At 57.7% G+C, this 12,558-nt stretch carries 12 protein-coding genes; 1 reads left to right on the forward strand and 11 read right to left on the reverse strand.

The annotated features are described in order from the left end of the window. Positions 1-93 precede the first annotated feature (93 nt). The 7 genes from tal to ACFPM8_RS06530 all read right to left on the reverse strand — a co-directional run bounded on the left by tal (position 94) and on the right by ACFPM8_RS06530 (position 8,536). Entirely contained in the window at positions 94-1,194 is a 1,101-nt protein-coding gene (gene tal, locus ACFPM8_RS06500; RefSeq protein ID WP_378996236.1) for a transaldolase, read from the reverse strand. A gap of 75 nt (positions 1,195-1,269) precedes the next feature. Then, positions 1,270-2,220 (reverse strand): ribokinase, encoded by a 951-nt coding sequence (gene rbsK, locus ACFPM8_RS06505; protein ID WP_378996238.1) that lies wholly within the window; start codon positions 2,218-2,220, stop codon positions 1,270-1,272. Between the two features lie 2 nt (positions 2,221-2,222). Further along, a complete protein-coding gene (locus tag ACFPM8_RS06510; protein WP_378996241.1) occupies positions 2,223-3,251 on the reverse strand; it encodes an ABC transporter permease in 1,029 nt (342 codons plus the stop codon). A 77-nt stretch (positions 3,252-3,328) separates the two neighbouring features. Next, positions 3,329-4,858 carry a sugar ABC transporter ATP-binding protein gene (locus tag ACFPM8_RS06515; protein WP_378996243.1) on the reverse strand — a complete coding sequence of 510 codons (1,530 nt, stop codon included), beginning with the start codon at positions 4,856-4,858 and terminating at the stop codon, positions 3,329-3,331. A gap of 263 nt (positions 4,859-5,121) precedes the next feature. After that, entirely contained in the window at positions 5,122-6,255 is a 1,134-nt protein-coding gene (locus ACFPM8_RS06520; RefSeq protein WP_378996245.1) for a nucleoside hydrolase, read from the reverse strand. Between the two features lie 284 nt (positions 6,256-6,539). Further along, complete coding sequence (locus tag ACFPM8_RS06525; protein ID WP_378996247.1) at positions 6,540-7,550, reverse strand: LacI family DNA-binding transcriptional regulator; 1,011 nt, start codon at positions 7,548-7,550, stop codon at positions 6,540-6,542. 194 nt (positions 7,551-7,744) lie between these two features. Then, complete coding sequence (locus tag ACFPM8_RS06530; RefSeq protein ID WP_378996250.1) at positions 7,745-8,536, reverse strand: outer membrane protein OmpK; 792 nt, start codon at positions 8,534-8,536, stop codon at positions 7,745-7,747. 466 nt (positions 8,537-9,002) lie between these two features. Between ACFPM8_RS06530 and ACFPM8_RS06535 the strand changes: the two genes are divergently transcribed. Then, on the forward strand, positions 9,003-9,746 hold the full coding sequence (locus ACFPM8_RS06535; RefSeq protein ID WP_378996251.1) for a hypothetical protein: 744 nt from the start codon (positions 9,003-9,005) through the stop codon (positions 9,744-9,746). Between the two features lie 173 nt (positions 9,747-9,919). Here ACFPM8_RS06535 and ACFPM8_RS06540 read toward each other — a convergent pair whose 3' ends face one another. The 4 genes from ACFPM8_RS06540 to ACFPM8_RS06555 all read right to left on the reverse strand — a co-directional run bounded on the left by ACFPM8_RS06540 (position 9,920) and on the right by ACFPM8_RS06555 (position 12,530). Further along, complete coding sequence (locus ACFPM8_RS06540; RefSeq protein ID WP_378996252.1) at positions 9,920-10,399, reverse strand: redoxin domain-containing protein; 480 nt, start codon at positions 10,397-10,399, stop codon at positions 9,920-9,922. Between the two features lie 31 nt (positions 10,400-10,430). Continuing rightward, positions 10,431-10,985, reverse strand: a complete 555-nt coding sequence (locus ACFPM8_RS06545; protein WP_378996254.1) for a redoxin domain-containing protein — start codon at positions 10,983-10,985, stop codon at positions 10,431-10,433. Between the two features lie 70 nt (positions 10,986-11,055). Beyond that, positions 11,056-11,601 carry a carboxymuconolactone decarboxylase family protein gene (locus ACFPM8_RS06550; protein WP_378996256.1) on the reverse strand — a complete coding sequence of 182 codons (546 nt, stop codon included), beginning with the start codon at positions 11,599-11,601 and terminating at the stop codon, positions 11,056-11,058. A gap of 275 nt (positions 11,602-11,876) precedes the next feature. After that, complete coding sequence (locus ACFPM8_RS06555) at positions 11,877-12,530, reverse strand: MarR family winged helix-turn-helix transcriptional regulator (protein ID WP_378996259.1); 654 nt, start codon at positions 12,528-12,530, stop codon at positions 11,877-11,879. Between the last annotated feature and the right edge of the window lie 28 nt (positions 12,531-12,558).

Genomic DNA, 12,558 nt, shown 5'->3' on the forward strand with positions numbered 1-12,558 from the left:
TTCAAAAAAAAAAGCCACGGCAAAACCGTAGCTTTAAAAAAGTGGCCATCCTCATTTGCAGGCTAGTAAAGGATGGCATGAAGTGCAATACGCTTATTCGACCAGTGCCAACAGCTTGGCGAAGGCTTCCTCGAACTGTTTCAGCCCGGCCTCTAGCAAGCTCGCGCCGATTTGCTCCAGGTCGATGCCGTGGCCGGCCAGTTGCGCCAGCACGGATTCGGCGCCATCCATATCGAGCGCCAGCGTCGCGCGCGCTTCGCCATGATCGCGGAAAGCAGCCAGCGTGGAGTCGGGCACGGTGTTGACGGTCTCGCTGCCGATCAGCTGCTCCACATACATGACATCGCGATAGGCCGGGTTCTTGGTGCCGGTACTGGCCCACAGCAACAATTGCGCTTGCGCGCCGGCTTGCGCCAGCGGCGCAAATGCGTGTTGCGTATCTTGCTGCCAGTTGCGATAGGCAATCTTGGCGGCGGCAATTGCGGCTTTTCCGCGCAGCATGGCGGCGCTGTCCGGCAGTTGCGCGTCGACCACGGTGTCGATGCGGCTGATGAAGACGCTGGCGACGCTGGCGATCCCGTCCACCGGCAAGCCGGCGTCAAGCCGGCGCTGCAATCCGCGACCGTGCGCCGCCCGCACTTGCTGCACCTGGCTGGCCGAGAAGATCAGGGTGACGTTGACGTTGATGCCGGCAAAGATGACTTGCTCCAGCGCTTCGATCCCGGCCGGCGTCGCGGGGATCTTGATCATCACGTTAGGACGAGCTATCGCTTGCCATAAGCGTTTGGCCGAGGCGATGGTGCCGGCGGCGTCATGCGCCAGGCTGGGCGAGACTTCAAAACTGACAAAACCGGCGCCACCCTGGCTCTCGCAGTACAGCGGCGCCAGCAGATCGCAGGCGCGCTGGACATCGGGCAAGACCAGCGCCTCGAAGCGCGCTTCGGGGTCGGCGTGCGCGGTGCGCAGCGCCGGTAGCGCCGCCTGATAGGCGGGATCGGTGCGGATGGCGTTGTAAAAGATGGCCGGATTGGAAGTTACGCCGGCAATCCCGTCGTCGCTGATCCAGCGCGACAGTTCGCCGGAATCGAGCAGTTCGCGGCTCAGATTGTCGAGCCAGATTTGCTGGCCCAGCGCAGCGATCGGTTTAAGACGGCTGGACTGGCTTGCGTTGGTCGTTGCGTTTGCATTACTCATATCAGAACACCACTCCTGCGATCAAAATTATGGCGTGAATTCGCCGGTACATACGATGCCCGTAAAGGCGTTTTTTCAAACTGCATGCCGTGTAACGGTCACGCCGCGGCTGGTCATGAATTGTTCGACTTCATGCCGATGCGGAATCGATGTTTGCGCACCGAATTTGGTGACGGCCAGGGCCGCCGCATATTGCGCCTCGATGCCGGCGTCGACCACGCTCAGTCCATGCGCCAGGCCGACCGCGAATGCGCCGGTGAAGGTATCGCCGGCGGCGGTGGTATCGACCGCCTCCACCGCCACCGCCGGGATGAATCTGCGCGCGCCTTGTTCCGCAATGAAAACGCCGTGCGCGCCCATCGTCAGCAACACCGTCCCTACCCCGCGCTCAAGCAATCTGACCGCTGCAATGCCGGCGCTGTCGCGATCGCTGACCGGGACCCCGCTCAGTTGCGATGCCTCGGTTTCGTTGACGATCAGGTAGTCGACCATGGCCAGCAATTCAGCGCTCAAGGCTTGCATCGGCGCCGGGTTGAAGATCACCGGGACGTCGCTTTGATGCGCGATCTCGATCGCCCGGGTGACCGCGCTCAATGGCGTTTCAAGCTGGCAGACCAGCGATTGCGCGGACTTGATCGCTGTTGCAGCGGCGTCGATGTGAGCCGGCGACAGCGTCTGATTGGCGCCGGGCGTCACCACGATGCTGTTGTGGCCGTCGCCGTCGACCAGGATGCCGGCAACGCCGGTCGCCATGCCGGCTTGGCGCGACAGAGCGGAAATATCGACGCCGTCATCGACCAGGCATTCCAGCAAACGGTCGCCGAAATTATCTTCGCCGACTCGGCCGATCAATGTGACGTCAGCACCCTGGCGCACTGCCGCGACCGCCTGGTTGGCGCCCTTGCCGCCCGGGATCTGATGGAATTCCTGCCCCTGGATGGTTTCGCCGACGGCCGGCATGCGCGGCGTGCTGAACACCAGGTCCATGTTGACGCTGCCGACAATGGTGATACGAGGTTTCTTCATTTTTAGTGCTTTCCTGCGCTCATGCGGTTGCGGTACATGTCGACGATCACTGCGATCACGATCACCAGGCCGGTGATGATGCGCTTGGCCGGATCGCTGGCGCCGACCTGGGCCAAACCGGCTTCGAGCACCGAAATAATCAGTACGCCGAAAAAGGTGTTGATGACCGAACCGCGGCCGCCCATCAGGCTGGTGCCGCCGATCACCACCGCTGCAATCACTTGCAACTCCATGCCGGCGGCGGCGTTGGGGTCGGCGGCTTCCAGCCGCGACACCTGGAACCCGGCCGCCACCGCGGACAGCAAGCCCAACAGCGCGAACACCGCGGCTTTGACCGGACGGGTACGGATCCCGGCCAGGCGCATCGCTTCTTCATTGGTGCCGATGCCGATCATGTGACGGCCGAACACGGTGTACGACAACACGATCTGGCCGACGGCGACGATCAGGATGGCGATCAGGAACGCCGGCGACACGCCTGCGACCACCGGATTGCTGATGAAGGCCACCGCTTCGCCGATGTATTCGGTACGCGAGCCGGTTGCCAGATAGGCCGAACCACGGGCGATTTCCAGCATGCCGAGCGTGACGATGAAGGACGGCACCGACCAGGTGACCGAAATCAGGCCGTTGACCATGCCGCACAAGAAGCCGACCGCCAGCCCGAGCGCGGCGGCGGGCACAAAGCCCCACTGCCAGCTCACCATGGCCAGGCTGAGGACGCCGCCGCACAGCGCCAGCACCGAGCCGACCGACAGGTCGATGCCGCCGATGATCATGACAAAGGTCATGCCTACCGCCATCACGGTCAGCGCCGGAATGTCGTTGGCGATGGTATTAAACGTATTCATTGAAAAAAAGTACTGGCTGGCGAAGCTGAAGAAAGCCACCATGCCGACCAGTACCAGCACCAGTCCCAGATATTCCCGGGCCTTGCGCATGAATGTCGATGCGTGATTGCCGGCGCTGGCATCGCTGCCCAACAGGGAGCGCGGCGCCGAAGATTGTGTGTCGCTTACTTGGGTTGTCATGACTTTGTCCTTCATGTATGTCGGGGGCTGAAAATTCAGCGCTGCCCGCTGTGCCTATTGCTCTGATTCTTACCGTCTCATGCTGCTTGTGGCGTATCCACATAGCCGCTGAACGCCGCTTCGAGTATCGCGTCCTGGCTGACTTCTTCGCGGTCGAAGATGCGCACCATTTTGCCGGCGCTCATGACGCCGATGCGGTCGCACAACAGCATCAATTCGACCAGGTCGCTCGACACCACCACCAGGGCCTTGCCTTGCGCCGCCAGTTCCGCCATCAGTTTGTAGATTTCGAATTTGGCGCCGACGTCGATGCCGCGCGTCGGTTCGTCGAACAACATCACATCGCATTCGCGATGCAGCCAGCGGCCGATCGCGATCTTTTGCTGGTTGCCGCCGGATAGTTCGCGCACCGATTGCTCGACCGAGTTGGCGCGCAACGACATCAGGTTGCCGATCTTCTCGGCAATCGCACGTTCTTTCTTATGGTTGAGCCAGCCGCCCTTGGCCACTTGGGCAATCCCGCTCAAGGTCATGTTGAGCTTGATCGATTGCGTCAGCAGCAGACCCTGTTCCTTGCGATCTTCCGACACCATGGCGATGCCGTGCTGGACCGCATCGTGCGGCGATTTGATGATGCATTCCCGGCCGGAGACGTAGACACTTCCGCTATCGCGCTTGTCGGCGCCATAGATCAGGCGCAAGGTTTCGGTGCGGCCCGAACCGACCAGGCCGGCGATGCCGAGAATTTCGCCGCCGCGCGCTTCGAAGCTGACGTCCTGCACGGCTTTGCCGCGATTGAGCCGCTCCACTTTCAAGGAAATCTTGCTGGGCTGCGGCTTGGGACGCTCGAGCCGCTCGCCGACCTCGCGGCCGACCATCAGCTTGACCACTTCGGGAATGCTGATATCGGCGGCGCGATGGGTTCCCACCACTTGGCCGTCGCGCAGCACCGAGATCGAATCGGCGATGCGCTTGGTTTCTTCCAGCCGATGCGAAATGTAAATAATGCCGACGCCCTTGGCTTTCAGCCGCTCGATCTGCACGAACAGCAAATCGACTTCGCGGTCGGTCAGCATCGCGGTCGGCTCATCCAGGATCAGCAGCTTGCAGTCGGCGCTGATGTTGGCGGCGATTTCGATCATCTGGCGTTGGCCGATGCCCAGCTTGGCCACCGGTGTCGCCGGATCGATGCCGCCCAGTCCGACTTGCGCCATGCAGGCGCTGGCCGCGGCATTGAGCGCCGGGTAGTCGACGAAGCCGAAGCGGCGCGGCAATTTGCGCAGGAACAGGTTCTCGGCCACCGTCAGCGTGTTGACCAGGCTGAGTTCCTGCATGACCATGCGGATGCCGCTGTTTTCGGCGGCGGTGCGGGAGGTAGGCGCGAACGGCTGGCCGCAGAACTGCATGCTGCCGGCGACCGGCGTCACCAGGCCGCCGACGATTTTGGAAAGCGTGCTTTTGCCAGCGCCGTTTTCACCTGCCAGAACGCGGACTTCGCCCGGTTGCAGCGAAAGATTCACATCCAGCAGCACAGGCGCGGCATAGGACATCGAAAGCCCGCTGATTTGCAGCAAGGGCTGAGTCTGGTGCTCGGTGATGGAGCTCATGGCGTATTTCTCGCTTTGCTCATTACGTGTCTCCTAAGGAAAGCTTTGATGTATCAGCTTTGGTATGGCGTTATGCGCTTCTGGATTAGCCAGTTTTGTTATGCAAACGATTGCGCAAACGATTGCTATTAAATCCCGGCGCTTCAATCACTGTCAAGCATTTATTTGCGGGGGAAGGTGTTGCGGGAACTGCGCGAGGGGAAACGGACTGCTCCGTCATTTCCGCACTGGCGGAAATGACGGAGTTTTAGTGCTTGCTTGGCTTACTTGGACAGCTTGACTGGAACCGGACGGGTCAACAGGTCGGTGTAGAAATCGAAGAAGCGATCATTGTCGAAGCGCTTGACGACTTTCACTTTCTGCAGTTTCTCGCCCGCCGGTGCGGCGCCGCGATAGCCAACGGAACGTCCGGCATTCTTGCCGAAGTTCATGTCCACGTCGACAAATTCAGTCACCACTTCAGTCGCGAATTTCGGATCCATCAGGTACGCAATGGTCAGCGTGTCCCAGATGTTCATGGTTGACTTTGGATCTTCTTCAAAGCCGGTCCCGGTGTAGCCATGGCCGTTCAACTGCTTGAACATCTTGGTGATGATGGTTTGCTTGGCCGGGTCGTTGACGATGCGGTCGTATTTTTTCTTGTCCATGACGACGGTATTGGTCACGTCCAGCGGGATGATCACCTGCGGGATAGGCTGGCGCACCATGATATGCGCTGCTTCCGGGTCGAACCACCAGTTGAATTCTGCCGTCGGCGTGGTATTGCCAGGCACGTCCACCGCGCCGCCCATATAGATGATCTGCTTGATCAGGGGGACGATTTCAGGATTCTTGTGTACCGCCTGCGCCAGATTGGTGAGTGGCCCGATCGCCAGGATGCTCACTTCGTGCGGGTATTTCTTGACGGTCTCGACAATGAAATCGACCGCGTCCTTGCTTTGCAATTTGGCTTTGGTGGCGAAACCATCGGGCGGCGCCTTCAGGTCCTTCTCGGTCATTGGCTCTGGCGAGCTCCATGCACCCAGGTAGCCATCGCCCTTGCCGCTCAGCTCCAGCTCTTTGCGAATGGTCTTGATGTCATGCGACAGCGCATAATTGGCGCCGCTGTACACACCGATTTGATTCTCGACGCCCAGGCGCTCGACCGATTTGAGCGCATCCGCCACGCCTTGCTTGAGCCATTGATTGCCGGAGACAACGGTAATCCCCAGCACGTTGATCTTGCCGTCGGCTTGCAGCTGCGCCGCCATCACGCCTAGCTGGCCGTCATCGCTCAAGGTGTTGTAGTCGCTGTCGATGATGACTTTTGGTGCGGAAACCGGGGCCGCATGCGCAAACACGCTGACCGACAGGGCAAACACACAGCTTAAAAGAGTATTGCGTTTTATTTTGTTCATTTCTGTCTCCTCCATCCGACGATGGTTTCTGATTGATTTGATCTAAAAACTACTGATCAGGCTGAAAAACTGCCAACGCGATCAAGTAAGGTTGAAGTTTTTACTACTGGTATAAAAACACTAGCAATCGATTGCGCAATCGATTTCCAGATATTCGTTGCGTACGTTTTTTTTGTCAAGGGATATTCTCGACGACTTCCATATCCATGATTCCCTATGGAAATCAACAACTTGCATCATTTATCCGACATACATAAATCGCTGCCAGGTTAACGCTGGAAGCCTTATGTCCCGGGCGTAAAAGCCGCAGTGGATTTGCGCACAATCAGCGTCGGTTGCAGCAGCTCCCGGCGCAGCGGCAAATGTTCGTTCATGATGCGATCGACCAGAATCCGCGCGGTCAACTCCCCTATTTCGTGCTTCGGTTGTGCAATCGTCGTCAGCGGCGGGTTGCTGAAGGATGCCAACGCGATGTCGTCGTAGCCCATGACGGTCAGATCGGCCGGTATCCGCACCCCCGCTTCGGTGGCCGCGCAAATGCCGCCGATCGCCATCAGATCGTTGCCGAAAAACACGGCGCTTGGCCGATTCGGCAGCGCCAGCAATTGCTGGGTGGCCGTATAGCCGCCCTGGCTGGTGAAGTCGCTATGCACCAGCCAGCTCATGTGCAGATTGACGCCAGCCTCTCGCAGCGCTCGCAGATACCCGGTAACCCGATCGCGGCTGGGCAGCAAATCTTTGGGACCGGACACGCAGGCGATATCGCGATGCCCAAGGTCCAGCAGATATTTGGTTGCCAGGTAACCGCCCTGCTCGTGGTCAGCCTCGATAAAATCCGCTGCGATGCCGGTCACTTCCCGGTCGACCAGCACTTTGGGCAGCTGCTCATCGGCCAGCAGCCGGGTCAGCTCACTATCCGATCCCGAAGAAACCAAAATCAGCCCGTCGATCCTCTTTTCCATCAAGACCCGGATGTATTCCAGCTGCTTGCGCGGATCATCGTAGGAGTTGCACAGGATGATGTTGTAGCCAAGCTTGAACGAAGCGTCCTCGATGCCCTGGATCACCTCCGCGAAGTAAGGATTGGAGTTATTCGGGATCATCATCCCGATCGTGTTGGTCCTGTCGTTCTTGAGGCTGCGCGCTACGGCGCTGGGCACATAACGCATCTCCTGGATGACCGTCAGCACGCGCTGCCGGACATCTTCGCTGACAACTCGAGTGTTGTTGATGACGTGGGAAACTGTGGTCGTGGATACGCCGGATTTTTCTGCTACCTGCTTCATTGTTGCCATAAAGTACCCTACCTTTCTTGCGCTGAATTATGACTCAGGAAGTGACGCAAAAGGAAAGTTACCGACAAAAAACGCTGGCAACATAAACACTATTTCATTGCCAGCGAACAGGATCAAAACCGAGTTACCGCGACATCACTTGCTTGCCTCCCACATCATTTGGAAACAACACTATTTCGTGTCGTTCCAACTTATTAGAAGTTGTATTTGAGGGTATAAATCATCGCATTTTCATAGCCGGAGACACCCAGTTTGTTGTGCGCGTAGCGGTAGCTGACGCCGGTGGTGACTTGCTTGTTGACGTTCCACCACAGCGAAACGGCGCCGTTCTGGGCGGTCTTGCCTGCGGTGACGACATTGCCGGCTTCGGCCATCTGCAAATATTGCGACTTGCGTCCGAATTCGGTCTCGTGCCATTGGGACAGCGTGAACGATTGACCGAAGGCGTCAAAGTTATAGCCAAGCGTGTAACCGCCCATGCCGCCGTTGAATTGGGCGCCTACGCCCGCCTTGAGCTCCTGGTGCACGCCGAGGAATGGGTGAATCCACAGCTTGCCGAAGGTCAGGTTGGTGCCCAGGCCCAGCACGCGGTTCTGGTCGTAGAAGCCATTGTCGCGGAAGTCGTACACATGGGAGTACAACATCACAGGCAGGCCGCCGAGATCAGTCAGCTTGAAACGCGCCACGGCCTTGGCGGCAGTGCGGCGATCCATGCGGTTATCGTCGGTGTTATTTTCTTTTTTCAGCGGATTTTCGAGATCCAGGAATCCGTACAGATCGCCCCAATCACCGCCGCGTCCGCCTTCCAGTTCCAGATAGGTGAATGACCGTTTCTGCCCGAAAGGCCCCTTGTTGGTCCGGTTGATGGTTGGCGAACTCCATTCAAGACGGTTGATGTTGGCATCGACAAAAGACCAGTCATCGGCCAGGGCGAGCGTGGAGCAGCTGGCCAACGACAGGGCCAGGAACAGATTGCGTGTCTTCATTATTTCGTGTCTCCGATTGGGAAAGTTATGTGTTTATTTAATTTCAGCTCTTTTCGGCCAAATAAAATCGACATCGCAAACGATTGCGCAATCGATTGCCAATTAAATAGCAGGCTATCTGGACTGTCAAGAATTTATTTCGACGGATTGCGGGATGGCGATTCGTACGGCGAGGTTGGGTAAACTGCGTGGCCGGAATGACGGCCAATCGGCTTTTGATCTACATCACACTCGAGGGCGCGCAGTATATCTCAAACTGCTGGTTGGACGCCCAAAAATTTTGAAGAAAACAAAATCGCCACAGGGTATTTAATTAGGAGTCCTTTACATTATCGCGAACGTGATACATACTGAGCGCTCGTTTCAAGGCCGAAATTCATGGCCTGCCGATAAGGCGATCCGGTTGCGGAGCCGAGAAGTCTTCGCCTGAATTCCGTTTTTTGTCCACATAACTTAGGAGTCCTATATGTTACTGAAGAATACGCAACGCACATGCGGCATCGCAGCCGCCCTCCTTCTTGCATTTGGCGTTGGCACTACAGGCGCGCATGAAATCGTGGCCTCCGCTGCCAAGACCGGTGCCCCGGCCAAGGCCGCGAACCCTTCGTTCGACATCGTGAAAACAGGCATCAAGGTGGACGCGTCCAAGCGCTGGGTGGAATTCACCATGCAGGTCAGCGGCATAGCCGGCGACGTGAAACCGGGCAAGACCGGCAAGTTTGCCGGCACCAAGGTGTTCTCCTATGTTTGGCCGACCAAGATCGACCCTGCCGAAGTCGGTTTTGATGCCGGCTCCGGCATCCTGGCGCTGGCGGTAACGGCCCATCCCGACTTCGACGACACCCCGCTGTTCTCGACCAAAGGAGCTGATTGGCATACCCATTGGGTGGTATTGGCGCCGGATGACGAATGCGCTAAAGGCGCCCTCAAAGTCAAAGACATCCCGGAAGGAAGCAAGCCGCGCCTGCCGAAGACCTGGCCTGGCGTTCCGCTTCTGATCGACAGCCCTGGCTATGCGCCGAACTTTGAACAGCACACCGTCTCGGTACGGGTCCCGTTCGACAATATGGATGCGATCCGCGGCACCTCGTTCGACGGCGTGACTGCCGGCCTGCGCATCAATGCCAGCGCTCATAATCCATTGCTGTGCGTGGAGAACGTGTTCGATGTGGCATCGGGCGACCTGTCCTTGCCGGGCAAAGCGGATTAATTCAAGCAGCTAGGGCGCGCGCCTTGCCGGATCAGGCGCGCCGTCTGCGGAAGATCCTCAAAACAATGCCGGGCACGTGAATTCCATCACGTGCCCGGCATTGTTTTATGGTGCGTTAAGGTTGAATTTCGGCGCGGTCGATTTGCGAGCCATGCCCGCAGCCGGGTTTTACCTCACCTGACTGAAGCCGGCTCTGCCAGCAGTTTTCCGACCGCCACGCCTACGCTGAGGTCATCCTTATGGCCGAAACGCTGCATGCGCAGGTAACCGTTTTTGTCGATCAGGATCAAGGTCGGCGTTCCTTGCATGTGATAAGCCTGCATCGTCAACGGCAGGCCGCGCTTGCCGTCGGCCATGTCGACCCCGATCGGCAATTCCAGCCGGTGCCGGTGAATGAATGTCTCCAGCGCCTCCGGCGTCATCGCTTCGTGATGCTCGAATACCGTATGCAAACCAAGCACTGCAACATGGTTCGGGTCGAAGCCCTGCACCATGCGCTTCATTTGCGGCACGCTTTGGTGCACGCAGCCTTGGCACAGAATCTGGAACGCGTTGATGACAACAACTTTGCCGCGCAGCGTCTCCAGATCGAGTGCCGACTGGGTATTGAACCATTGGCTGACTTGCAGTTCCGGTGCCGGTTTCGGGGCCATGTGTTTTCCTGTTTGATGGGGAGACACTACGCTAGATTGGGCATCCCTGCGCATCGCAGATAAGGCCGTTTTGCGATTGACCTTGAGCGATATCAGCGACCGCTGCAGGGCTCGCGGGTTCCGCCAGCAATTGTCCTATCAGCGCGCCTAATTGCAGATCATCCACGCGACCGAAGTGGTGCAGGCGCACGTATCCGGCTTTATCGATCAGGACCAGGCTGGGCGTTCCGCGCAAGCCATATGCCTGCATCGTCAAAGGAACCGGGCCGACCGCAGCGGCTTGATCGATCGCAATCGGAAAGCTCAATTTATATTCATGGATGAAGGCCTTCAACGACACTGCCGTCATTGCCTCATGATGCTCAAACACCGAATGCAGCCCGATCACGGCGACCGATTCCTGCGGGAAGGTGCGGTGCACGGCCAGCGCTTGCGGAATGCCATGCGACACGCAACCTGGACACAACATTTGGAACGCATGCAGTACCACGACTTTTCCGCGCAACTGTTCCAGCGTGATGGCTTGGCGGCTGTTCAGCCATTGCGACACCTGTAACGCAGGCGCCAGGCGAAGTTCTTCTTTCACTTTATTCTCCCTTTCATATCAGGCAATCGGCGACGAGGCGGAGTCGCCGCCTCGTCAGCCGATGCGAGGATTAGTCGACTTTGCGCAGTGCGACTTTCGGGAAATCGACTTCGACGTTCAACGCGACGTTGATGTAGTTGGTGAACAGGTTCAACGCAACGTGCGCCAGAATTTCGACCACGGCTTCGTCGTCGAAATCTGCATTTTTCAAGGCAGCGATGTCGGCTGCGGTTACCTGAGCGCGGTTTTCAACCACTTTCAGCGCAAACGTCAGTGCTGCAGCCGTTCTGGCATCGGTCGAATGTCCGATTTGCGCAGCTGCCATTTCAGTAGCGCTGGCGCCGGCACCCTGACCCAGCACAGTGTGGGCGGCCAAACAATATTCGCAGCTATTGCGGTTGGCGATCGCTACCGCAATTTGCTCGCCGAGTTTGGCGCCCAGCTTGCCTTTGCCCAGCGCGCCAAACGAGCCCCACATGCTGTTGAGCGCAGCCGGCGAGTTCGCGACCGCGGCGAACATGTTCAGTTCTTTGCCAAAGGTGGCTTTAATTTGTTCCAGGGCAGGTTTGCTTTTTTCGTTGGCAGTTGCAAGGGTAACCAGTTTGACGTGCGACATATAAATCTCCAGATAAAAGGGGCGGGTTAACAAGAGCATGTGCGTGCCCGAACACACATGCTGAAATCATTCAGTCACTGCTCGCAAATTCGATGCATACCATCGGCCAGAAGGCGCCCTCATCATATTTTAAGTAGGACTCCTAAATTAATGGAGTAAAAAAATAGGCGCTTTCGCGCAACTCCACTTTTCAAGGCCGGCATAAACCCTGCCTCGTAAAATTTACCAACTCAATTCAATCTGCGGTCCTGCTTATATGGACCAAAAAATCCAGTTCATCCCGCAAAAGACAGCCAGTTCCTATTCGCCACCAGCGGCTCGGCTTCGCTATGCTCCGGACAATCCAGCCTCAGGTGATACACCCCCATCGGGGCACTGACCAGATTGCAATGGTGCGGCGTGGTCGAGCCGACATAACGATTTGCGTCGAAATATTTACAAGTAACGCACATGCGCGAAGTCGGTATCTTGCCGCTTTCCTGCAAGTTGCGAATCACCTTGATCATCATCCGCAACAACTGTGTTTTCTCTTCCTGGCCCAGGGACTGCACTGCCAATCCCAAGAAGCCGCTGGCTTCAGCAACCGTGGCCGACAACTTGGCGCCAGATGCACTCAGACGCAATGCAATCGCCCGTCCATCTTCCGCATCACGCCCTTTTTCCGCCAAGCCTTTTGCGACCAAAGTGCTCACCGCATCGCTGGCGGTGGCGGGTGTGATCGCCAATTGCTCGGCAATCACCGACAAGCGTAGCGGACTACTGCGTGCGGCCAACAAAGCCAGAATATCGACCTGGGTAGGCGTCAACCCATTCGCCACAGCCAGCTCCCACGCTTGACTGCGCATCGCGGTGCCGATCCGCGCAAAACTTGTTGCAATGCGACTCTCTATCGGCGTGCTGATGCTATCGAATGTGGTAGATGTGAACATTGAGTTGTTTCACCCAGGATTATATTAT

Source organism: Paraherbaspirillum soli (assembly GCF_042654985.1).
Taxonomy (GTDB): Bacteria; Pseudomonadota; Gammaproteobacteria; order Burkholderiales; family Burkholderiaceae_D; genus Paraherbaspirillum; species Paraherbaspirillum soli.

What these genes read in the sequence shown, in the direction of transcription:
- ACFPM8_RS06520 (WP_378996245.1), bottom strand. Translation starts at nt 6,255, where the DNA reads ATGAACAAAATAAAACGCAATACTCTTTTAAGCTGTGTGTTTGCCCTG.
- ACFPM8_RS06515 (WP_378996243.1), bottom strand. Translation starts at nt 4,858, where the DNA reads ATGAGCTCCATCACCGAGCACCAGACTCAGCCCTTGCTGCAAATCAGC.
- ACFPM8_RS06525 (WP_378996247.1), bottom strand. Translation starts at nt 7,550, where the DNA reads ATGGCAACAATGAAGCAGGTAGCAGAAAAATCCGGCGTATCCACGACC.
- ACFPM8_RS06555 (WP_378996259.1), bottom strand. Translation starts at nt 12,530, where the DNA reads ATGTTCACATCTACCACATTCGATAGCATCAGCACGCCGATAGAGAGT.
- ACFPM8_RS06535 (WP_378996251.1), top strand. Translation starts at nt 9,003, where the DNA reads ATGTTACTGAAGAATACGCAACGCACATGCGGCATCGCAGCCGCCCTC.
- ACFPM8_RS06530 (WP_378996250.1), bottom strand. Translation starts at nt 8,536, where the DNA reads ATGAAGACACGCAATCTGTTCCTGGCCCTGTCGTTGGCCAGCTGCTCC.
- ACFPM8_RS06550 (WP_378996256.1), bottom strand. Translation starts at nt 11,601, where the DNA reads ATGTCGCACGTCAAACTGGTTACCCTTGCAACTGCCAACGAAAAAAGC.
- tal (WP_378996236.1), bottom strand. Translation starts at nt 1,194, where the DNA reads ATGAGTAATGCAAACGCAACGACCAACGCAAGCCAGTCCAGCCGTCTT.
- rbsK (WP_378996238.1), bottom strand. Translation starts at nt 2,220, where the DNA reads ATGAAGAAACCTCGTATCACCATTGTCGGCAGCGTCAACATGGACCTG.
- ACFPM8_RS06540 (WP_378996252.1), bottom strand. Translation starts at nt 10,399, where the DNA reads ATGGCCCCGAAACCGGCACCGGAACTGCAAGTCAGCCAATGGTTCAAT.
- ACFPM8_RS06510 (WP_378996241.1), bottom strand. Translation starts at nt 3,251, where the DNA reads ATGACAACCCAAGTAAGCGACACACAATCTTCGGCGCCGCGCTCCCTG.